Origin of the sequence: Stenotrophomonas sp. ATs4 (genome assembly GCF_051861585.1) — a bacterium.
Lineage (GTDB): Bacteria > Pseudomonadota > Gammaproteobacteria > Xanthomonadales > Xanthomonadaceae > Stenotrophomonas > Stenotrophomonas maltophilia_AS.
In genome coordinates, this window is record NZ_JBLYPK010000007.1 from 89939 (window position 1) to 112060 (window position 22122).

19 protein-coding genes and 1 riboswitch are annotated in these 22122 nt (G+C 65.8%); of the genes, 12 read left to right on the forward strand and 7 right to left on the reverse strand.

Annotated features, from left to right (window positions below; translation table 11 throughout):
* The first annotated feature begins 74 nt into the window (after window positions 1-74).
* Genes ABR323_RS13770 through ABR323_RS13780 form a run of 3 tightly spaced genes read left to right on the forward strand, consistent with a single transcriptional unit; the run spans window position 75 to window position 1866 of the window.
* On the forward strand, window positions 75-707 hold the full coding sequence (locus tag ABR323_RS13770; protein ID WP_439449714.1) for a YceI family protein: 633 nt from the start codon (window positions 75-77) through the stop codon (window positions 705-707).
* 10 nt (window positions 708-717) lie between these two features.
* Window positions 718-1290: a cytochrome b gene (locus ABR323_RS13775; protein ID WP_135274781.1), complete on the forward strand. Its 573-nt coding sequence runs from the start codon at window positions 718-720 to the stop codon at window positions 1288-1290.
* Between the two features lie 3 nt (window positions 1291-1293).
* Window positions 1294-1866: a YceI family protein gene (locus ABR323_RS13780; RefSeq protein WP_439449715.1), complete on the forward strand. Its 573-nt coding sequence runs from the start codon at window positions 1294-1296 to the stop codon at window positions 1864-1866.
* A gap of 71 nt (window positions 1867-1937) precedes the next feature.
* On the opposite strand, the gene ABR323_RS13785 is transcribed toward ABR323_RS13780, so the two are convergent.
* A complete protein-coding gene (locus tag ABR323_RS13785) occupies window positions 1938-2168 on the reverse strand; it encodes a glutaredoxin family protein (protein ID WP_439449716.1) in 231 nt (76 codons plus the stop codon).
* Between the two features lie 99 nt (window positions 2169-2267).
* On the opposite strand from ABR323_RS13785, the gene ABR323_RS13790 reads away from it, so the two are divergent.
* On the forward strand, window positions 2268-3650 hold the full coding sequence (locus ABR323_RS13790; protein ID WP_135274784.1) for an L-serine ammonia-lyase: 1383 nt from the start codon (window positions 2268-2270) through the stop codon (window positions 3648-3650).
* A gap of 206 nt (window positions 3651-3856) precedes the next feature.
* A complete protein-coding gene (locus ABR323_RS13795; protein ID WP_439449717.1) occupies window positions 3857-4852 on the forward strand; it encodes an alpha/beta fold hydrolase in 996 nt (331 codons plus the stop codon).
* Window positions 4853-4931: 79 nt separating this feature from the next.
* On the opposite strand, the gene ABR323_RS13800 is transcribed toward ABR323_RS13795, so the two are convergent.
* The 3 genes from ABR323_RS13800 to metX are packed head-to-tail and all read right to left on the reverse strand — an operon-like array spanning window position 4932 to window position 8259.
* Window positions 4932-5999 (reverse strand): homoserine dehydrogenase, encoded by a 1068-nt coding sequence (locus ABR323_RS13800; protein WP_439449718.1) that lies wholly within the window; start codon window positions 5997-5999, stop codon window positions 4932-4934.
* Window positions 5996-7231, reverse strand: a complete 1236-nt coding sequence (locus ABR323_RS13805) for an O-succinylhomoserine (thiol)-lyase (RefSeq protein WP_439449719.1) — start codon at window positions 7229-7231, stop codon at window positions 5996-5998. The genes ABR323_RS13800 and ABR323_RS13805 overlap by 4 nt, the downstream gene beginning before the upstream one ends.
* Complete coding sequence (gene metX / locus ABR323_RS13810; RefSeq protein WP_135274788.1) at window positions 7228-8259, reverse strand: homoserine O-succinyltransferase MetX; 1032 nt, start codon at window positions 8257-8259, stop codon at window positions 7228-7230. The genes ABR323_RS13805 and metX overlap by 4 nt, the downstream gene beginning before the upstream one ends.
* A gap of 76 nt (window positions 8260-8335) precedes the next feature.
* A riboswitch (SAM riboswitch) is annotated at window positions 8336-8453 on the reverse strand.
* Between the two features lie 148 nt (window positions 8454-8601).
* Here metX and ABR323_RS13815 point away from each other — a divergent pair.
* From ABR323_RS13815 to ABR323_RS13830, 4 genes are all read left to right on the forward strand, one after another.
* Window positions 8602-9486, forward strand: a complete 885-nt coding sequence (locus tag ABR323_RS13815) for a M23 family metallopeptidase (protein ID WP_439449720.1) — start codon at window positions 8602-8604, stop codon at window positions 9484-9486.
* A gap of 66 nt (window positions 9487-9552) precedes the next feature.
* Window positions 9553-11157 carry a peptide chain release factor 3 gene (locus ABR323_RS13820; RefSeq protein ID WP_135274790.1) on the forward strand — a complete coding sequence of 535 codons (1605 nt, stop codon included), beginning with the start codon at window positions 9553-9555 and terminating at the stop codon, window positions 11155-11157.
* A 214-nt stretch (window positions 11158-11371) separates the two neighbouring features.
* Window positions 11372-12010 carry a PAQR family membrane homeostasis protein TrhA gene (gene trhA, locus ABR323_RS13825; RefSeq protein ID WP_032972214.1) on the forward strand — a complete coding sequence of 213 codons (639 nt, stop codon included), beginning with the start codon at window positions 11372-11374 and terminating at the stop codon, window positions 12008-12010.
* A gap of 83 nt (window positions 12011-12093) precedes the next feature.
* A complete protein-coding gene (locus ABR323_RS13830) occupies window positions 12094-14067 on the forward strand; it encodes an AsmA family protein (protein WP_439449721.1) in 1974 nt (657 codons plus the stop codon).
* A gap of 566 nt (window positions 14068-14633) precedes the next feature.
* Here the strand turns inward: ABR323_RS13830 and ABR323_RS13835 are convergent.
* From ABR323_RS13835 to mtgA, 3 genes are read right to left on the reverse strand one after another with little or no spacing between them, the layout of a single operon-like run.
* Window positions 14634-15065, reverse strand: a complete 432-nt coding sequence (locus ABR323_RS13835) for a CBS domain-containing protein (protein WP_046985058.1) — start codon at window positions 15063-15065, stop codon at window positions 14634-14636.
* Window positions 15025-16044 (reverse strand): glycosyltransferase family 2 protein, encoded by a 1020-nt coding sequence (locus ABR323_RS13840; RefSeq protein ID WP_439449722.1) that lies wholly within the window; start codon window positions 16042-16044, stop codon window positions 15025-15027. The genes ABR323_RS13835 and ABR323_RS13840 overlap by 41 nt, the downstream gene beginning before the upstream one ends.
* A gap of 56 nt (window positions 16045-16100) precedes the next feature.
* The gene (gene mtgA / locus ABR323_RS13845; protein WP_135274793.1) at window positions 16101-16850 is read right to left on the reverse strand and encodes a monofunctional biosynthetic peptidoglycan transglycosylase; all 750 of its coding nucleotides are present in this window, start codon (window positions 16848-16850) and stop codon (window positions 16101-16103) included.
* 77 nt (window positions 16851-16927) lie between these two features.
* On the opposite strand from mtgA, the gene ABR323_RS13850 reads away from it, so the two are divergent.
* The 3 genes from ABR323_RS13850 to ABR323_RS13860 all read left to right on the forward strand — a co-directional run bounded on the left by ABR323_RS13850 (window position 16928) and on the right by ABR323_RS13860 (window position 22045).
* The gene (locus ABR323_RS13850) at window positions 16928-17821 is read left to right on the forward strand and encodes an Hsp33 family molecular chaperone HslO (RefSeq protein WP_439449723.1); all 894 of its coding nucleotides are present in this window, start codon (window positions 16928-16930) and stop codon (window positions 17819-17821) included.
* Between the two features lie 116 nt (window positions 17822-17937).
* A complete protein-coding gene (locus ABR323_RS13855) occupies window positions 17938-18786 on the forward strand; it encodes a hypothetical protein (RefSeq protein WP_135274795.1) in 849 nt (282 codons plus the stop codon).
* Window positions 18787-19168: 382 nt separating this feature from the next.
* Window positions 19169-22045, forward strand: a complete 2877-nt coding sequence (locus ABR323_RS13860; protein WP_135274796.1) for a TonB-dependent receptor plug domain-containing protein — start codon at window positions 19169-19171, stop codon at window positions 22043-22045.
* Window positions 22046-22122: the final 77 nt, after the last annotated feature.

Sequence of the window (22122 nt, forward strand, 5' to 3'; positions counted from 1 at the left end):
TTGCAACCATGCACGCAACGTTGGCAGGGGCCTATGCGTATGATCGCAGCGTCCCCTTCCGGAGCCCGCCATCGATGCGTCCCTGCCTGGCCCTGCTGCCGATGCTGCTCGCCACCGCCCCCGCCTGGGCGGATGCAGACACCTATCGCCTCGACCCAGTGCATACGCGGGTGTTGTTCACCATCGACCATGCCGGCTATTCGCAGGCGATGGGTACGGTCTCCGGTAGTGAGGGCCGCCTGCAGTTCGATCCCGACAACTGGCGCGAGGCTACGCTGGACGTCACCGTCCCCGTATCGCGATTGGATCTTGGCGATGCCAAGTGGAACCAGGCCACGCTGGCTCGCAGCCTGCTTGATGGCGAGCGTTTCCCGAGCGCGCGCTTCGTCTCCACCCGGGTTGAACCGATCGACGCCAAGCGTGCCCACGTAATCGGTACGCTGACCCTGCGCGGGGTCAGCCAGGAGGTCACGCTGGACGTGAGCCTCAATGCCGTCAAGCGCTATCCGTTGCCCCCGTTCCGACGCACCGCCGGTTTTTCCGCCAGCACCACGCTGAGCCGGCGCGCCTTCGGCATCACCGCCTGGCCGGGCGTCATCGGTGATGCAGTACAGCTGAGGATCGAGGCTGAAGCCACCCTCGACCGCAGTGACGCCCCGGGAACTCCCGCTCCCGTTTCACACTCCGACCACAAGACGGCCCCCTAGAGGACCCTTCATGACCGCCAAGAACACCCCCGCCGCCTGGGGGAGTGTCAGCCAGATCCTGCATTGGTTGATCGCATTGCTGATCCTCGCCCTGGGCGTGGTCGGCCTGACCATGGGCGAACTGCCCAAGACCCCCAAGTACTTCTGGGTCTATACCGCGCACAAGTCGATCGGCATCACCGTGCTGGCGCTGGTGCTGTTCCGCTTCGGCTGGCGCCTGTACGCCGGTGCGCCCAAGCCGGTACCGGGTGTACCCAGCTGGCAGGAACGCGTCGCCAGCGCCACCCACGTGCTGCTCTACGTGCTGATGTTCGCCATCCCCCTGTCGGGCTGGCTGTACGACTCGGCCAGCGGCCTGCGTCCGTTCCGATGGTTCGGCCTGGTCGACGTACCCAAGCTCAGCGGCCCCGACCCGCAGGTCGTGGCGGTGTCCCATGCCATCCACGAATACGGCTTCTGGCTGTTGATCGCAGTGGTGCTGGCCCATGCCGGCGCTGCCCTCTACCACCACCTGTTCCAGCGCGATGCGACGTTGTCCCGCATGTTGCCGCGCGGCTGGCTCGCCTCCCCCCAGAAGGACTGACCGATGAACCTGAAACTGACCACCCCGGCCGCCGTGGCCGCCGCCCTGGCCGGCATGCTGGCCACCGCCCCGGTGCTCGCCGCCGACTATGCGCAGGCGCCCGGCGCTGGCTCGATCCTGGTGTTCGCCACCAAGTACGACGGCGAAGTGTTCACCGGCAGCTTCCCGGGCTTTGCCACCAAGCTCAGCTTCGACCCGGCCAACCCGGCCGCCGGCTCGCTGGACGTGGTGATTCCGCTTGCCGGCGCCAAGAGTGGCAACAGTGATCGCGACTCGACGCTGCAGACCGCTGATTTCTTCAACGTCGGCAAGTTCGCGACCGCGCGTTACACGGCCAAGGGTTTCCGTGCGGTGGGCAACGACCAGTTCGCCGCCGATGGCACGCTGGAACTGCGCGGCGTCAGCAAGCCGGTCACCCTGACCTTCACCTGGAAGCCGGGCACCCAGCCGGTGCTGACCGGCAAGGCCACGGTCAAGCGCCTGGACTTTGGCGTCGGCGGTGGTGACTGGGCCGATACCAAGACCATTCCGGACGACACCGCGATCAGCACGATCGTGAAGTTCGACGCGAAATAAACCGCGTCTGGTAGTGCCGGCCGCTGGCCGGCATCACCGGGCATGGCGGGGCTGCCGGCCAGCGGCCGGCATTACCGATCGACGGCCAACCAAGCCTGAACCGTGGCCGCATCGAACGGCCAGTCCAGCTCACGGCCGCCAGCCTCGTCACGCAGCACCGGCACCCGGGCGCCATAGCGCGCTTCCAGCGCCGGCTGGTCGTCCAGGAACACCGATTCGAACTCCGGCGCCCTGGCCTTGGCCAGCTCGGCCAGCGCCATGTCGCACAGGTGGCAGTCGTCACGCTGGAACAGAGTCAACACCGGATGGTCCCCTTGGGCGAAATGCTGCGCCGCAGCCATGGAAGTGCGGCATGAACCGCTAGAATAGCGGTCTCTTCCGGTACCCGCAGTACGGCAACCATGGCTGTCAGCACGTTCGACGTTTTCAAGATCGGCATTGGCCCGAGCTCCTCGCATACCGTCGGGCCGATGAAGGCCGCCGAGCGATTCATCCACCGTTGGCTGCTGGACCCGGGCCGCCTGCACGAGGTCGCGCGTATCCGTGCAGATGTCTACGGCTCGCTGGCACTGACCGGCCGCGGCCACGGCACCGACAAGGCGATACTGCTTGGCCTGGAAGGCCAGCGGCCGAACCTGATCGACCCGGACATCATCCCGGCCACCCTGGAGCGCATCCGCAGCAGCAAGCGCATCCAGCTGATGGGCCAGCACGAGATCGCCTTCGACGAGAAGCGCGACCTCGGCATGAACAAGCGCCAGAAGCTGCCCTACCACACCAACGGTATGCGCTTCACCGCGTACAACGCCGAAGACGAAGTGATCGCCACCCGCGATTACTACTCGGTGGGTGGTGGCTTCGTGGTCAACCAGGACGATGCGGCCGATGACCGCATCGTGCCCGATGAAACCCCGCTGCCCTACCCGTTCAAGAGCGGCGATGAGCTGCTGGCACAGACCGCCCGCAGCGGCCTGAGCATCGCCCAGCTGATGTTCGAGAACGAGAAGTGCTGGCGCAGCGAGGACGAGATCCGCGCCAACCTGCGCGAGATCTGGAGCGCGATGCAGTCGTGCGTGAACCGCGGGATCCGTGAGGAAGGCGTTCTGCCGGGCGGCCTGAAGGTGGGCCGTCGTGCACCGGCGCTGTACCGCGAGCTGTCGTCGAAGCCGGAAGCAGCGATGCGCGATCCGCTGACCACGCTGGACTGGGTCAACCTGTACGCGCTGGCGGTGAACGAAGAGAACGCCGCCGGTGGCCGTGTGGTAACCGCGCCCACCAACGGCGCTGCCGGTGTGTTGCCGGCGGTACTGCATTACTTCGACCGTTTCTGTCCCGGTGCCAATGAGCAGCGCGTATTCGACTTCCTGCTGACCTCGGCGGCGATCGGCATCCTGTACAAGGAAAACGCCTCGATCTCTGGCGCCGAAGTCGGCTGCCAGGGCGAAGTGGGCGTGGCCTGTTCGATGGCAGCCGGTGGCCTGGTGGCGGCGCTGGGTGGCAACCCGAGCCAGATCGAGAATGCCGCGGAAATCGGTATGGAACACAACCTCGGCCTGACCTGCGACCCGATCGGCGGCCTGGTGCAGATCCCCTGCATCGAGCGCAACGCAATGGGCGCGGTAAAGGCGATCAATGCCTCGCGCATGGCGATGCGTGGCGACGGCAAGCACAAGGTGTCGCTGGACAAGGTGATCAAGACCATGCGCGATACCGGCCGCGACATGCAGGACAAGTACAAGGAAACCAGCCGCGGTGGCCTGGCGGTGAACGTCATCGAGTGCTGAGTTGTAGAGCCGAGCCCATGCTCGGCTGATGGGGTAGTTGGTAGAGTCGACTGCTAGTCGACTTTCGCGCGCGGCGCGGGATCTTCGCGGTCTGATCGAAGAGCAGTCGACTAGCAGTCGACTCTACCCGTTTGTCCCTGGCCGGTCGGACGACGCCGTCACCGCGTTCCGGTTAGGCTCGGGGCTCCCTCGCCCCGGACTGCCCCATGCGCGTGATCGCTGCCGCCCTGCTTGCCTGCCTTCCGCTGCCTGCCCTGGCCGCGCCCACTTACGGGCCGCGGCTGGAGGGTTTCGACTACGGCTATCCGGTGAAGGCCTTTGCACTGGAATCGCAGCGGCAGCCGCTGGAAATGGCCTACCTGGACATCGCGCCGAAGAAGGCGCCCATCGGCGTGGTGGTGCTGCTGCACGGCAAGAACTTCTGTGCGGCCACCTGGAAGGAATCGATCAAGCCACTGGTCGCTGCCGGTTACCGGGTAATCGCTCCGGACCAGGTGGGTTTCTGCAAATCCAGCAAGCCCGAGCGCTACCAGTACAGCTTCGCGCAGCTGGCGGCCAACACCCATGCTCTGCTGCAGCAACTGCAACCAGGCAATGTGCCGGTGCACCTTGTCGGTCATTCGATGGGCGGCATGCTGGCGGTGCGCTACGCGCTGATGTTCCCGCAGGACCTGCGCAGCCTGTCGCTGGTCAACCCGATCGGACTGGAAGACTGGAAGGCGCTGGGCGTGCCGTGGCGCAGCGTGGACACGTGGTACGCCGGCGAAATGAACATCAGCTATGACAGCATCCGCCGCTACCAGCTGGACGTGTACTACGACGGCAAATGGAAGCCGGCGTATGAACCGTGGGCGCGGATGCAGTCGGGCATGTACGAAGGCCCGGGCAAGCAGGCCGTTGCATGGAGCCAGGCGTTGGCTTCGGACATGGTGTTCAACCAGCCGGTGGTCTACGAACTGAAGAACCTGCAGGTGCCGACCACGCTGTTCATCGGCCAGAAGGACCGCACCGCGATCGGCCGTGACCTCGCGCCGCCTGCAGTAAAGGCGACGCTGGGCAATTATCCGGCGCTGGGCAAGGCCGCAGCTGCAGCCATTCCCGGTGCGACGCTGGTCGAGTTCGCCGAGCTGGGACACTCGCCGCAGGTGCAGGACCCGAAGCAGTTCAACGCGGCGTTGTTGAAGGCGTTGAAGGCGCGTTGAAATGCCGATCCGCCGGGCATCGTCCGGCGGACATGGACCGTAGCGCCGGGCCATGCCCGGCGAGCCCAGCGGCAGGCCGTCAACCCACGATCCGCAACACATCATCCAGCAATGCGGCAGCGGTGACTTCCGCGCCCGCGCCCGGCCCCTGTATCAACAACGGCTGGCGCTGATAGCGGTCGCTGTGAATGGCCACGCGGTTGTCGGTGCCCGCGCCCTGTGCCAACGGATGATCGGCTGGCAGTTCACGCAGGCCCACCTGGGCACCTTCACCATCAACGCGGCCGACAAACCGCAGCACACGTCCGTTGTCGCGCGCCTGTTGCCAGCGCGCCTGCAACGGCGCATCCAGCTGTTCCAGCGCAGCGACCGCATCCTCCAGCGGCAGAGCCGCAAGCGTCTCGGGCACCAGCGAATCCACCTGCACCTGCGAGGCATCCAGTGGCAGCCCGCTGCTGCGGGCCAGGATCAGCAGTTTGCGGCGCACGTCTTCACCGGACAGATCCAGGCGCGGATCCGGTTCGGTGTAGCCAGCCGCCAGCGCCTCGCGCACTGCCGCCGAGAACGGCGACTGGCCGTCATAGCGATGGAACAACCAGGCCAGCGAGCCGGACAGCACGCCCTCGATGGCATGGATATGGTCACCACCGGCCACCAGCGCACGCAGGCTGCTCAACAGCGGCAGGCCGGCACCCACGGTGGCGCTGTCGCCATAGCGCGCGCCGCTGTCGGCGCAGCTGTCAGCAATGGCCTGCGCACGCGTCAGGTGCGCGCCACGGCCCAGTTTGTTGGCGGTCACCACGTGCACGCCGCGCGCCAACCACTGCACGTGACGCGCAGCCACGTCTTCACTGGCGGTGGCATCGACCACCACATCGCCACGCTCCAGCCCTTCGGCGTTGGCCCACGGCGGCGGAGTGTGCCCATCGCGCGGCGCGCGCCGGGCAAGCTCCAATGGCAGCGCGAGGTCGCGATCAATGGCCAGTGCGGTGCGCGAGTTGGCCAGCCACTGCACGCTGGGCAGTTCCAGCCCACGTGCCTGCAAGGTCTGGTAGCGCTGCACGAAGGCAGAGCCGACGGTGCCCGTGCCCAGCAGCGCCAGGCGTCCCACGCCCAGTGCGGGAATTTCGGCAGCAAGCGCGCTCATGCATCCACCACCTGTTTGCGGCGCGCGGCCGAATTGATCACCGCTTCGGCGCGCTGCAACGCGGCGCCGAGATCGGCCAGCAGGTCACGCTCGGCCTCGATGCCCACCGACAGGCGCAGCAGGCCTTCGCTGATACCGGCGGCAGCGCGCGCCTCTGCAGTCATCGCCGCATGGGTCATGGTGGCCGGATGCGCGATCAGGCTTTCGACGCCGCCCAGCGATTCGGCCAGGGTGAAACAGCGCAGGCCATCGACGAACGCACGCACCGCTGCGTGCGGATCGTCACCGGCACAGTTCGCCAGTTCGAACGACAGCATGGCGCCGAAGCCACTCTGCTGACGTGCAGCGATGGCATGGCCTGGATGATCGGCCAGGCCCGGGTAGTACACCGCGCCGACCGCCGGATGCTGGTCCAGCAGGGCAACGATCGACGCGGTGTTCTCCTGGTGCACGCGCAGGCGCGCATCCAGCGTTCGCAGGCCACGCAGGGTCAGGAAGGCATCGAACGGCGAGCCGGTCAGGCCCAGCGCGTTGCCCCACCACACCAGCTGCTCATGCAGAGCCGGATCACGGGCGACCACCGCACCGCCAACCACATCGCTGTGGCCGTTGATGTACTTGGTGGTGGAATGCAGTACCAGGTCCGCACCGAACGACAGCGGCTGCTGCAGGGCCGGCGACAGGAAGGTATTGTCGACCACCACGAGTGCACCGGCCTTGTGCGCGGCATCGATCACGAAGCGCAGGTCGGTGATGCGCAGCAGCGGGTTGGACGGCGTTTCCACCAGCACCAGCTTCGGCTGCGTGGCCAGCGCCTGTGCCAGTGCACGCGGATCGGTCAGGTCGGCGGTGACCAGCTCGAAGTGGCCCTTCTTCGCCAGCGCATTGAACAGGCGCCAGCTGCCACCGTACGCATCGTGCGGCACCACCAGGGTGTCGCCCGGCTGCAGCAGTGCGTTCAGCACCAGGTTGATCGCCCCCATGCCGGTGGCAGTGATGACACCACCGGCGCCGCCCTCCAGTTCCGCAAGCGCTTCACCCAGCAGGTCACGCGTGGGGTTGCCGCTGCGCGTGTAGTCGTACTGGCGCTTGTTGCCGAAGCCTTCGAAGCTGAAATTCGACGACAGCACGATCGGCGGCGTGACCGCCCCATGCGCGGTGTCACGATCGATGCCGGCGCGGACGGCGGCGGTGGTGCGACTACAGGACGGCTCGTTGGCGTGCAGGCTCATGCGGACTCTCCAGAAGTGCGGAAGGCGGTGGCGAGGATCGCGTCGATGCGATCGGTTTCTTTGAGGAAGGCGTCGTGGCCGTAGGGCGAGCGCAGTACGCGCAGGCTGCCGCGCGGGCCCAGCCCTTCGACCAGGCCGACCAGGTCGGCCAGCGGCACCAGGCGGTCACCCTCCACGGCCACCACCACGGTCGGCGGCAGGATCGCGGCGGGGTCGACGCGGTGCAGGTCGATCGATTCGGACAGACGCAGGTAGGCGGTCACCGGCGTACGCGCGACGTACTGCGCGCCGGCCGCGTCGAGATAATCTTCGGCCGCCACGCGCACGCGGCCATTGATGACTTCCGGCGCGGCGTCAAAGCGCTCGCCGAATTCTTCCGGGGTACGGTAGCTGAGCATGGCGAACTGCCGCGCCAGGGCCAGGCCGTGGTCCTCGCCGCACTGCAACTGGCCGAGCGCGACGGCACGACGCTGCAGCGCACGCCAGGCGGCGGCATATGGATGCGGACGATGTGCGCCACTGACCAGCACCAGCTGGCGCACGCGGGCGCGGTGGCGGATCGCGAACTGCTGGCCAACCAGTGCGCCGTAGGAATAGCCGACGAACGCTTTCAGCGCGCGGATGCCGAGATGGTCCAGCAGCAGCGCCAGTGCATCGGCTTGGTCGGCGGTATCGATCGGCACGTCCAATGCGCCGTCAGCACCGATGAAATCGAAGGCCAGCACGCGCAGCTGCTGCGGATCCAGCGCGCGCCCACTGCCGACCAGGTCTTCGGCCCAGCCCTTCTCGCTGAACTGTGCGTTGGACGCCACATGGCGATGGGCGGAGATGCCACCCGCCAGTACCACCACCGGCGCATTGGCCGGGCCGACCCACTCATAACGCAGGCGCACCGGGCTGGGGCCGGCGTGACGCATCGGCAGTACCGCGGCGAACTCGCCGCGCTCGGCGTGCACGCGGTCTTCGACCGGCACGCTGACGGGGACAAAGGGTTCGGGGCGAACGGCGGTACTGGTGGCGAAGCTCATGGCGGGTTCCGTTAGGGAAATCGGCCATCGAGCCTTCGCGGGGCTCGCGTTCGAACTGCACGTCGGTGCAAGGTTCGAACCATCTTTCGGTGGACGCCACGGTCCCCGCAGGATTTGGCACCTGACAGGCGCTTTCGCGTCTGCTGGCTGCCCCGGCTTCAAAGGGCCTGTCCCTCTGCCGGTCTCGATGGTGGAGCTACGATGCCAGCCGGCCCAGGCACTGTCAATCCCTTCATGCGGATAAAGCGATGAATATTTTCAGAGCAGCCATGCGAAGGCGGTCCCGGTCGTCCCGTTCAGGATCGGGTACAGTCGCGGCGGTCCTTTTCGCTCGAGCTGTCGATGCCACGCCTGCCCCTGTCCTGCCTGCTGTTGGCCCTGTTGGCGAGCGCGCCTGCCGCCGCCGGCAGCTGGCGCCAAGGCTGGGGACTGGTGCCCAAGCCCGCCCCCGCCGCCAGTGCGCCCTCACACCCGGAGGCCGCGCCGATGGCCCAGCTGCGCCTGCAGCCGATCGGTGAACAGTGGCAGGCCCGGATCGACAATGCCTTGGCAGGGCCACTACAGGTCGAGCTGCGCGCCGTGCCCGGACACCCTGTCGAGGGCCTGCCGCTACAGTCGTTGATCCAGGGCAGCAGCAGTCTGGTGGTCGGTCATCTGCCCGCCCCGATCAACGGCCGCACGCTGGACCTGCGCCTGCAGTCAGTGCCGGGCAACCCGGCCGCACAGGCCGAGGACGTGGCCTACCGCTTGCCCTTCGATAACGCCCGCCTGCGCGTGGACCAGGCACCACAAGGCCGTTTCAGCCACGACGACGAAGAAAACCGCGACGCCGTCGACTTCGCCCTGCCCGAGGCAACGGTGGTACTGGCCGCACGCGAGGGCACGGTGATGCAGATCCAGGATGGCTTCCGTGGCAACGGCCAGGACCGCGAACGCGATGGTGGCCGCGCCAACTTCATCCGCGTGCTGCACAGTGACGGCAGCATGGCCCTGTACGGCCACCTGCAGGCCGGCGGCATGCGCGTGCGTCGTGGCCAGGCGGTGGGCGCCGGGCAGCCGATCGGCCTGTCCGGCAACAGTGGCTTCAGCAGCGCGCCGCATCTGCACTTCGTGGTGCAGGTCAACCGCGGCATGGGCCTGCGCTCGGTGCCGGCACGCATCTTCACCGAGCAGGGCCAGCTGCAGTTCGCCCGCCAGGGCGAGGCCGACGGCGGTACCGGGCGCTGACCGGCCCCGGCCGGTATAATTGGGCGCTTATCTCTTTGAAAAGCGCCCCGGGCGGGCGCCACTGCCATGTCCGAAGTCGCCAACGAAGCGTCGCGTCGCCGCACCTTCGCCATCATTTCCCACCCTGACGCCGGCAAGACCACGCTGACCGAAAAGCTGCTGCTGTTCGGCGGGGCGATCCAGATGGCCGGTTCGGTGAAGGGCCGCAAGGCCGCCCGCCACGCCACTTCCGACTGGATGGCGCTGGAAAAGGAGCGCGGCATCTCCGTCACCTCCTCGGTGATGCAGTTCCCGTACGAAGGCAAGATCGTCAACCTGCTCGACACCCCCGGCCACGCCGACTTCGGCGAGGACACCTACCGCGTGCTGACCGCGGTGGATTCGGCGCTGATGGTGATCGACGTGGCCAAGGGCGTGGAAGAGCGCACCATCAAACTGATGGAAGTGTGCCGCCTGCGCGACACCCCCATCATGACCTTCATCAACAAGCTCGACCGCGAGGGCAAGGACCCGATCGAACTGCTGGATGAAGTGGAAACCGTGCTGGGCATCCAGTGCGCTCCGGTCACCTGGCCGATCGGCATGGGCCAGCGCCTGAAGGGCGTGGTGCACCTGCTGACCGGCGAAGTGCACCTGTACGAACCGGGCCGCAACTTCACCCGCCAGGATTCGACCATCTTCCCGTCCATCGATGCCCCCGGCCTTGCCGAGAAGATCGGTGCGCAGATGCTGGCCGACCTGCGCGACGAACTGGAACTGGTGCAGGGTGCCAGCCACCCGTTCGACCTGGACGCCTACCGCGCCGGCAAGCAGACCCCGGTGTTCTTCGGCTCGGGCGTGAACAACTTCGGCGTGCAGCCGCTGCTGGATTTCTTCGTCGAGCACGCACCGCCGCCGCAGGCGCGTACCACCACCGGACGCGTGATCGCTCCGGAAGAGAACAAGCTGACCGGCTTCGTGTTCAAGATCCAGGCCAACATGGATCCGCAGCACCGTGACCGCGTGGCGTTCATGCGCATCTGCTCGGGCCGCTTCAGCGCCGGCATGAAGACCTTCCACGTGCGCACCGGCAAGGACATGAAGCTGGCCAACGCGCTGACCTTCATGGCCAGTGACCGCGAGATCGCCGCCGAAGCCTGGCCGGGCGATGTGATCGGCATCCACAACCACGGCACCATTTCGATCGGCGATACCTTCACCGAAGGCGAAGCGGTCACCTTCACCGGCATCCCCAACTTCGCCCCGGAACTGTTCCGCCGTGCCCGCCTGCGCGATCCGCTCAAGCTCAAGCAGCTGCAGAAGGGCCTGGCCCAGCTGTCCGAGGAAGGCGCGACCCAGTTCTTCCGTCCGTTGACCAGCAACGACCTGATTCTGGGTGCGGTCGGCGTGCTGCAGTTCGACGTGGCCGCCTACCGCCTGAAGGACGAGTACGGCGTGGAAGCCACCTTCGAGCAGGTCAGCGTCAGCACCGCGCGTTGGGTCCACTGCAGCAACGAGAAGAAGCTGGAAGAGTTCCGCGAGAAGAACGCGCTGAACCTGGCGCTGGATGCGGCCGGCCATCTGGTCTATCTGGCACCGACCCGCGTCAACCTGCAGCTGGCACAGGAGCGTTCGCCGGATGTGCGCTTCTCGGCCACACGCGAAGCGGCGCATACCGTTTCGGTGGGCTGATGCCACGGGGTCGGGTCCCTTTCCGCCAGGAAAGGGCTCTGACCCCAGCAGTCGCGGGCGGTTCACCCACACATGGCGTGGATCTACCGATCACGGGTTCATCGGCGCAACGCAGGGATTCACCCACCATACGGTGACGGGCGTGCACGCGACGGCCATCGCGGCGATGATAGGGGGACGCGGGTCCCCCTCCCCGTGAACGATGCCCATGCCCATGTCCACGACGTCCATTGCTTCGATCCGTGAAGAAATCGCCAGCGCCCTGACCCATGGGTTGGGCGCGGTATTCGCCCTGGCCGCCAGTGCGGTGTTGATCACCCTGGCCGCGATCTACGGTGACGGCTGGCAGCTGGCCAGCGCGATCGTGTTCGGTATTGCGCTTTTGCTGCTGTACACCGCCTCCACGCTGTACCACGCCATCCAGCATCCGGTCGCCAAGGGGCGATTGAAGGTATTCGATCACTGCGCGATCTACGTGCTGATTGCCGGCACCTATACGCCATTCACCCTGATCGGCCTGCGCGGCCCCTGGGGCTGGGGCCTGTTCACCGCAATCTGGGCGCTCGCACTGGGCGGCGTGGTGTTCAAGCTGTTCTACACCGGCCGTTTCAAGGTGCTCTCGACCGTGATCTACATCGCCATGGGTTGGTTGGTGGTGGTGGCGATCAAGCCGATGTGGGCGTCGATCGACGGCGGCACCCTGGCCTGGCTGTTCGGCGGCGGCCTGTCGTACACGCTGGGCACGTATTTCTATCACCGTGAATCGATCCCCTATTCGCATGCGATCTGGCACCTGTTCGTGATCGGCGGCAGCGTCTGCCACTTCGTCGCAGTCACCATGCAGGTGCTGTAAACCGCCATCCGCGCCGGGCTTGTGCACACCGTGCACATGGACGCTTCGCGCCCCCTCCACGATGAGGGGGCAACCATGGCAGCGTGAATGCTGCCGCCTCCCCTGCCGCACCGCGCGCATCCCGCTGTCGCTTCCGCCGCCCAGGCCGGCGTGGCCAACGCTGGCTGGCGGTACTGGTCTTCCTGGTGGCCGCGATCCTGCTGCTGATCGCATTGTGGGACTGGAACTGGTTCAAGGGCCCGGTCGAACGCGCGGTGCAGGCGCGTACCGGCCGCGCACTGCACATCGGCCATCTGGATGTCGACCTGGGAAGCACCAGTACGATCCGCGCCGATGCGATCACCTTCGCCAATGCCGGTTGGGCCAAACAGCCAGACATGGCCAGCGCTGACCGCGTTGAGATCGATGTCCGGGTCTGGCCCCTGCTGCGCGGTAGCGTGCAACTGCCTGAGGTGCGCCTGACCCGGCCGGATGTACTGCTGGAAACCGCACCCCGCAAGGACGAACCTAGCAACTGGGATTTCCTCGGCAAGCGTTCCGGCGGAACCACGCCGCAACTCAAGCGCCTGCGCATCGATGACGGCCGCCTGCAGTTCCTCGACGCACGGGGCCGCACCGACATCCGCGTGGATGTCCGCAGCGGCTCGCCGAAGCAGGCCGACGCCGCACCGCCGCTGCTGGTGCAGGGCAAGGGCCACTGGCGGGGCAACCCGTTCACCCTGCGCGGCGGTACCGAATCGCCATTGCAGCTGACCGACAGCGATCATCCGTTCCGCATCCACCTTGATGGCCGCGCCGGCGCCACCCATGCGGTGGCCACCGGTACGCTGACCAATCCATTCCAGCTGCGTGTATTCGACCTGCAGTTCGCACTCAGCGGGCAGGACCTGGCCGATCTCTATCCGCTGCTGGGCATCGCCATTCCCCCGTCCCCGCCCTATGCGCTGGACGGCCGTCTCAAGCGTGACCACGACGTCTGGCGCTATGAGCAGTTCACCGGCAAGGTCGGCGACAGTGATCTTGGCGGCAACCTGCAGTTCGAAGTAGGCGGCACGCGCCCGAAGCTGACGGCCACGCTGGAATCCAAACGCCTGGATTTCGACGACCTGGCCGGTTTCGTCGGTGCGCCACCGAAGACCGGCAACGGTGAAACTGCGAACGCACAGCAGAAGGCCGAGGCCGCACGCGTTGCGGCCAGCACGCGGGTGCTGCCGGATACGCCGTACAACCTGGGCAAACTGCGCGCGATGGATGCCGACGTGCGCTGGAAGGCCCACCGCATCAATGCGCCTTCATTGCCACTGGACGACATGGATGCACACCTGCTGCTGGACGATGGCGTGCTGCGGCTGGACCCGCTGAACTTCGGCGTGGCCGGCGGCGATATCCGCAGCACCATCCGCATGGACGCACGCCAGCCGCAGATCGCCACCGCGCTGAAGGCCAGCGTGCGCGGCGTACAGTTGGGCCAGCTGTTCCCGGATGCCAAGCTGGCCGAGCAGGCCAAGGGCGGCATCGGCGGTAGCGTGGACCTGAGCGGGCGCGGCAACTCGATCGCCGCAATGCTCGGCAGCAGCAGCGGCAAGGTCGGGCTGGCGATGGGCCGTGGCCATGTCGGCAACCTGGTGATGGAGCTGGCCGGCCTGGATATCACCGAGTCGCTGAAGTTCCTGGTGACCGGCGACAAGCAGATCCCGCTGCGCTGCGCCTTCGCCGACTTCGGCGTACGCGACGGCCTGATGACCAGCCAGGCATTGGCGGTGGACACCACCGATACCATCCTCATCGGCGAAGGCACGGTCAGCCTGCGCGAGGAGAGCCTGGACCTGCTGTTGAAGCCGCGCCCGAAGGACAAGAGCATCCTGGTGCTGCGCTCGCCGCTGCACATCACCGGCACGTTCAAGGATCCGTCATTCCGCCCGGACTTCAAGGCGTTGGGCATCCGTGGTGCCGTGGCCCTGGCGCTGGGCAGCATCGCGCCACCTGCGGCGCTGCTGGCGACCATCGAACTGGGGCCGGGGAAGGACGCCGACTGCGGCGGGCAGTATGCGAAGTAGGCTAACAGCGTTGTTCGCGGCGCCTGCATTGATGGTGGCTTGAGGGGGACGGGTGACGCAGGCAGGACACGCCGCAAGTCCGTCCCTGTAGACTCGATGACGCCTTGCTCGTGTGCGCTGTCCTGCGTACACGGCAAGACCGGGGTTGGGCGTCCTGCCCAACCCGCCCGAGGCATGCCTCGGGCCCATGGCGCCAACGGTTCTGCCTGCGTCACCCGTCCCCCTCCCGACAGTTTCCTGCGCGCGCGGAACGAAAGCGGAAATTCAAAGTCAAAAGAAAAAAGCAAAGTCAAAAGCTGTTGCCAACCAAGGTTGGCAGCTACCAAAGGCGAGGCACCGCGCATGTACGCACCGCGCTCGCAGAAATGTGTCCAGAGGCAGAGGGTGCGGCTGGGCAGGACCGTGAGGCGCATGGATGCGCCGATCGAGCCCCCATGGATGGGTTTACGGCGTGTCCTGCCCAGCTGCACCCTCCGCCTCCCGACGTATCAGAGAGGCGCTGCTTTGGCTTTGGCTTTGAGCTTCGAAAAGCGGGCTGGCGGGCCGCAGGCCCGCCAGCGAACGCCTCATCCCGCCACGATGTACTGCTGCAGCTGATCCAGCTCCCGCCGCTGCGCGTCGATCACCGACTTCACCAGGTCACCGATGGAAATCACTCCCAGCACCTGCGCGCCTTCCACCACCGGCAGATGGCGGATGCGGTAATCGGTCACCAGCTGCAGGCAGTGCTCCACCTGCTCGCCGGGCGACACCGTCACCACCTTGGCCGTCATGATCTCGGCCACCGCCGTATCGCGCGACGAACGATCACGCAGCACGATCTTGCGTGCGTAGTCGCGCTCGGAAAGGATGCCGACCAGTCGCGGCCCATCCATCACCAGCACCGCGCCAATGCCCTTTTCCGCCATCAACCGGATCGCATCGATCACCGCCGCATCCGGCGTGACCGCATGTACTTCAGGAGACTTGCCGTCCAACAGTTGCCGTACCGTCGTCATCCGCCTGCCCTCCGAGGGTGGGTTGCAGGACCGAGTCTGCCACGGCGGATGCTAGCCAGGCGTCAACCAGATACAGCGGGCGCTGTTTGGATTCCTCGTACAGCCGCCCCAGGTACTCGCCGATCAGGCCGAGTGCGATCAGCTGTACCCCGCCCAGGAACAGGATCACGGCCATCATCGTCGGCCAGCCGGCAACCCGATCGCCGTACAGCGCCGCCTTGGCAATCACCCAGACCCCGAATACGAAGGCCACCGCCGCCGTCGCCAGGCCCATATAGGTCGCTGCCCGCAGCGGTACGGTCGAGAATCCGGTGATGCCTTCCAGAGCAAAATTCCACAGCCGCCACAGGCTGAACTTGCTGGACCCGGCCACGCGCGCATGGCGATGATAGGGCACGGCGATCCGCTTGAATCCGACCCAGCTGAAAAGGCCCTTCATGAAGCGGTGGCGCTCACGCATTTCACGCAGTGCACTCAGCGCGCGCGCCGAGAGCAGGCGGAAATCGCCGGTATCGGCAGGGATCGGTGTGCGCGAGAGGCGGCCGATCACCCGGTAGAACATCGCGGCCGTAGCGCGCTTGATCCAGTTCTCGCCATCACGCACCAAGCGTGTGCCATAGATGTTGTCGTAGCCTTCGCGCCAGCGCTCGACAAACTGCGGCACCAGTTCCGGCGGATCCTGTCCATCAGCATCGAGAATCATCGCCGCACCTTCGCGCACCAGGTCCAGGCCCGCGGTCAGTGCCGCTTCCTTGCCGAAGTTGCGCGACAGCTTCAACGCCGAAACGCGCCCATCGGCCTGCGCCAACCCCGCGATCACCTCCCAGCTGCCGTCGTGGCTGCCATCGTCCACGTACAGTATGTGGCCGTCGATGTCCGGCATTGCGTCCAGCACCGCACACAAGCGCGGATGCAGGCAGGGCAATGCCTGGGCCTCGTTGTAGGCGGCGATGACGAAAGTAAGGCGTTCGCGAGTCATGCCGGGATTGTACGTTGGCGGCAGGCGCGCAGCCTGCCGACCCACCCGCCGGGGCCTCAATCCTCCGACAGGTACGCCGCTCCGCCCAGTTGCCGCGCCTGGCGCTGGATCCATGCCGCACGTCGCTGTACGTACGGTCCCGGTGCCGCCGCGTTGTAGCGCCGCGGCGCCGGCAACACCGCCGCAAGCCGCGCACTCTCGGCCGGGCTCAGCCGCGCCGCGTCCTTGCCCCAGAATTTCTTCGCTGCCGCCTGCGCGCCGTACACGCCATCACCGAACTCGGCGATGTTGGCGTACACCTCCAGGATGCGTTCCTTGGGCCACAGCGCTTCGATCAGCACCGTGTACCAGACTTCCAGGCCCTTTCGGATCCAGCTGCGGCCCTGCCAGAGGAACAGGTTCTTGGCGACCTGCTGGCTGATCGTGCTGGCACCACGCAGGCGTCCGCCCTTGGCATTGTGGTCACGGGCCTTCTCGATGGCCTGCAGGTCGAAGCCGCTGTGCTCCGGGAAGCGCTGGTCCTCGGCCGCCACCAGCGAAATCGGCAGGCTCGGCGCCATCTGGTCCAGGTCGCGCCACTGGTAATGCAGGCGATAGGACCAGTCCGCTTCGCCCAGTGCCTCGCCATAGCGCCACAGCATGACGGTGGACAACGGCGGGTCGACGAAGCGCAGCACCAGCACCTGCAGACAGCTGAAGGCGGCCAGCAGCACCGGCAGCCACAGCAGGCGCTTCCAGTGCCAGCGACGACGGCGTGGCGGAACTGCAACCGCCTCTACCTTGTGCTGCTCTCCCGCTGCCCCCATTACTGGTGCATCCTTCTTCTGTCTGGTTGTCGGCACATTATCCGGCAACCACCCCCGTTTACGCGCGATGTGAGCCGATGACCGCCAACCCCGATTCCCTGATCCGCTTCCTGCTCCCCGACGCTGGCGTCCGCGGCGTCCATGTGCGCCTGCAGGCGACCTGGCAGGAGATCCTGTCCCACGCCCAGTACCCGGATACCGCCGCCGAGCTGCTCGGCGAGGCCTGCGTGGCCTCGGCACTGTTCACCGGCCATACCAAGATCGATGGCCGCCTGTCGATCCAGCTGCGCAGCAGCACTGCACTGCGTACCCTGTTTGCCGAATGCACCGCAGCCGGCACCCTGCGCGGCATCGCCCAGCTCAGTGATGGCGCCGACGCGCCGCGCGACCTGTCCGACCTCGGCGACGATGCCCTGCTCGCCATCACCATTGAAAACCCGGGGCTGGACCCGCGTGAACCGCAGCGCTACCAGAGCCTGGTCGGGCTGACCGCGCCGGAACTGGACGAGGCCTTCGAGGACTACTTCCGCCAGTCCGAGCAACTGCCGACCCGCCTGCTGCTGACCGCCGACCGTAACGGCGCGGCCGGCCTGCTGCTGCAGAAGCTGCCCGGTGACGAAGGCGACGAGGATGGCTGGGCACGCGCCAGCGCGCTGTTCGAGACGCTGGGCAAGGCCGAACTGCTGGCGACCCCGGCCGAACAGCTGCTGCATCGGTTGTTCCACGAAGAGCGCCCGGCGCTGCTGGGTGACAAGCCGCTCTCCTTCGCCTGCTCCTGCTCCCGTGATCGGGTGGCCTCGATGCTGCAGTCGCTGGGCGAAGACGAGGCGCGTGCTGCCGCCGAAGCCAGTGGCGCAGTCGAGGTCCGTTGCGAGTTCTGCGGGCGGGAGTATCACTTTCCGTTGACGGAGTTCGGCATACTGTTCCACGGTGCCGAGGGGACTGTACCGGCGCCTGAACGGCTTCAGTAATCGGCTTGTCTTGCATCTGGGGGGATCAAGGCTTGTTAAGAATTCATAAACACCCTAGGATCAAGTTCCCGTATTCGCGGGAACTTCCGTTGTCCGTCCCTGTCTGAACTGGTCCGATGCGTACCTTCCTGCGTCTACCGCTGGCCCTGCTGATCGCCCTTGGCGCGATCACGGGCGTGCACGCGCAGAGCAAGGACACCCGCACGGTGCTGCCGGTGTGGAACAAGGGCAGCGGCAAGGTCGAGGCCCTGCTGTACCTGGAGCCGACCGGCGAACAGGCCGCCGGCGCACGCTGGCACTTCGGCCGCAATTCGCTGGACGCGGCCTTCGGCCTGTCTTCTGGCGACTCGCTGGGCCTGCTCTGCAACAGCAGCAGCGGAACCAGCATGAGCGGCCTGGCCAGTCACTGCATGCTGGCCAGCCTCGGCGACGAGGATGACCTCAACAGCCGCCGCTTCACCGGCACCGCTGCGCTGAACCGTGGCAACAGCCGCTTGGGCATCACTGCCGGCACCGGCCGTGAAACCCTGCCCGCCTGGCTGTCCGGACCGAACAAGACGCCTTCGCTGCGCGCCGAGCAGAACGATCTGACTGTCTTCGCGCAGAAGAACATCGGCCGCGAAGGCTTCGTGTCCATTGCTGGCACCTACGCCAAGGCCCGCCTGGTGCCGCTGGCCGACGCCGCACCGGCCATCGTCGACCGCTGGGACAGCAAGAGCCTGAGCATCGGCGCTGGCTATGGCAATTTCACCGGCAGCATCATCGGCCGCGTGATCGACGTGCCGGGCAAGCCCGGCAAGTGGGAAGGCCTGGGTATCGGCCTGACTTGGCGCACCCCGTGGTCCGGCCAGCTCACCGTCGGCGCCGAAAATGTGATCAGCCGCGGCAAGAACCCCTTCTCGCCCCGCAACGAGAGCAACGACGACGGCACCGTGCCGTACGTGCGTTACGAACAGGATCTCTGATTCCACTACGCGGATACCGCAGTGACTTTCTCCCGGGCGCCGAATGGCGCCCGTTGTACGTGTGTGTCTGGAATCCTCCGGAGCAAACACGAAGCACGGCAAAGATACTGCGGAAAACATATTGATACGTATCGACATACATCAAAAGAGACTTTTTTCGTCATTCTGCGTTAACAAACGAGGCAGCCCGTCACTCCATACAACGCAAGCGTTTGATTTTTCTGAAAACAGTGCATTTTTACCAAAATCACAGGTTTGATTAACACAGCTTTAATTCTTGGCGAACGCCCGCTACTATCGGCTCAGCCTCGCGATTTGGGAGCGCTTTTCGCTCCCCCGCCGGGCATTAACCCAGCCAAGATTTCTTGGAGAGAGAGAGCCAATGAAACTCAAGTCCAGCCAGCTGCGTGACGCAGTTGTGATCGCGCTTGTCGCCGGTGCCACCACCGCGACGGCACATGCCCAGGAAGCCACCAACCTCGACCGTATCGAGGTCACCGGTTCGCGCATCCGTCAGGTCGATACCGAAACCGCCCAGCCCGTTCTGAGCATCAGCCGTGCTTCGATCGAGAAGAGCGGTTTCAAGACCGTTGCCGATGTCCTGCAGAACATCGCTGCCGCCGGCAGCCCGGCCATCAGCCGTTCCGAACCGCTGTCCTCCGGTGAAGCCGTCGGCGGCTTCTACATCGACCTGCGCAACCTCGGTGCCGAGCGCACCCTGGTGCTGGTCGACGGCAAGCGCCTCGGCGCCAGCGTCAGCGGCCTGCAGGACGTCTCGCAGATCCCGTCGGCCATCGTCGAGCGCATCGACGTGCTGAAGGATGGTGCTTCGTCGATCTACGGCTCCGACGCGATCGCCGGCGTAATCAACATCATCACCCGCAAGAACTTCGAAGGCCTGGAAGCCAATGCCTACGTCGGCCAGTACGGCGAAGGCGACGGCCAGAAGACCAGCTACGACTTCGTGGCTGGCTTCACCGGCGACCGTGGCTCGATCACCATCGGTGCCGAGTACTCCGAAGAAAAGGAAGTCTGGGCCAGGGATCGCTGGTTCAGCCGTTACTCGCGCACCACCTACCACCCGGAACAGAACTGGAGCCCGGTCAGCCAGTGGGGCACGATCATCGATCCGGACACCGATGACTGGCTCACCCTGAACCGCGGCGGCGACTACCGCGACGTCAACCAGTATCACGACCAGGACTTCGCCGGCATCACCGGTGATACCAGCAACTCGAACGAGCAGATGCACCTGCTGACGCCGACCAAGCGGCGTTCGGTGTTTGCCAATGTCCAGTACGACCTCACCGACAACGTCCGTTTCGTCTCCGACCTGCTGTACACGCGTCGTGAAGCGCAGGCCCAGGTCGCCGGCTATCCGCTGCAGTCTTCTGCCTATTCGCGGCAGGGCGCAAAGTGGGACGCTGACAGCTACTACAACCCGTTCGGCAAGGACATGGGCTTCATGCGCCGTGGCTGGGAAGTGCCGCGCCTGTCGACCAACAAGCTGACCACCTTCCGCTTCACCGGCGCCCTGCAGGGCAGCTTCCAGTTCAACGACAAGTACTTCGACTGGGAAGCTGGCTACATCTACCAGAACTCGGAGAACCTGCAGACCCAGACCGGTAACTACAACGTGCTGGCCGTCAACGCAGCTACCGGTCCGTCGTTCTTCAACCCGGCCACCGGTCGCGTCGAGTGCGGCAGTGCGGCCGGGCTGGTGGATGGTTCGAACCCGATCTACGGTTCCGGTGCCGGTGGCTGTATCCCGTGGAATCCGGCCATTCCGGCGGGCCGTACCGGCGACGGTGGCCTGAGCGGCAACCCGGACCTGCAGCAGTTCCTGTTCCCGACCACCAAGAACACTGGTGAAGTCACCACCAAGACCTACTACGCGAACATCGCCGGCAGCCTGTTCACCCTGCCCGCTGGCGACCTGGGCTTCGCGCTGGGCTACGAGTACCGTGAAGACAAGGGCTCCTACAATCCCGACGCCCTGTCGCAGACCGGTTACTCCACCGATCTGGCCGCAGGTCCGACCGGTGGCGGCTACAACGTCAACGAAGTGTATCTGGAGCTGAATGTTCCGATCCTGGCTGACCTGCCGGGTGCCAAGGAACTGAGCTTCAACGCGGCCACGCGTTATTCCAAGTACAACACCTTCGGCAACACCACCAACAACAAGTTCGGCCTGAAGTGGAAGCCGATCGACCAGCTGCTGGTGCGTGCAACCTACGCTGAAGGCTTCCGCGCGCCGACCATCGACAATCTGTACGGTGGCAGTTCGCAGACCTTTGCGTACTTCACCGATCCGTGCGACACGTCGTTCGGCTCGACCGGCGATCCGGCCGTCGCCGCTCGCTGCGCCGCCGCCATCGGCCCGACCGCCAGCACCTTCCGTCAGCTGCGCCAGGGTTATGTGCCGGCCAGCGGACCGGATGAGCAGACGCCGGACCCGTTCAATGCGATCTCCAATCCGGACCTGACCCCGGAGAAGTCCAAGTCCAAGACCGTCGGCCTGGTGTGGAGCCCGACCTTCGCCCAGGGCCTGAACCTGAGCCTGGACTGGTGGAACATCAAGATCACCAACACCATCGTCACCGACAGCCCGGATGACCAGCTGAACGACTGCTACGTGCTCGGCATTGCTGAGCGCTGCAACTCGTTCTCCCGCGATCCGAACCGCCACAACGTGGTCAACTTGACCTATGCACCGCGCAACGCTGGTTACCAGGAAACCGAAGGCTTCGACTTCGACGTGGCCTACCGCTTCGAGACCAGCAGCTGGGGTACCTTCAACGCCAACCTGCAGAACAGCTACGTCAGCAAGAACGTGCTGAAGACCACCAATGCGCAGGAAGTGCCGGTGTCGATCCTCAACGGCTTCGGCAGCAACTTCCGCCTGCGTTCGAACCTGGTGCTGGGCTGGGAGCGTGGTGACTGGGGCGTCACCTGGGGCACCCGCTACTTCTCGGGTGTCAAGGAGCGCTGCTACTACAGCACTGAGTGCACCCTGCCGGACTTCGGCTCGCCGGATCCGGTGCGCGACCGCGCAATGAACGAGCGTGGCTCGACCATGTTCCACGACGTCCAGGTCTCCTGGAACGCACCGTGGAATGCGACCATCGCGGTTGGTGCACGCAACGTGTTCGACCATTACGGCCCGCAGATGTACTCGGCGCCGAACTCGCAGTACTCGTACTACGGCGGCTACGACATCGGTCGCTTCATGTACATGCAGTACAAGCAGAAGTTCTGATCGATCCACTGATCAGCTGATGCAGCAACGGCCCCGCAAGGGGCCGTTGTTCTTTGTGCCGCCGGGCAGGTGGCTGA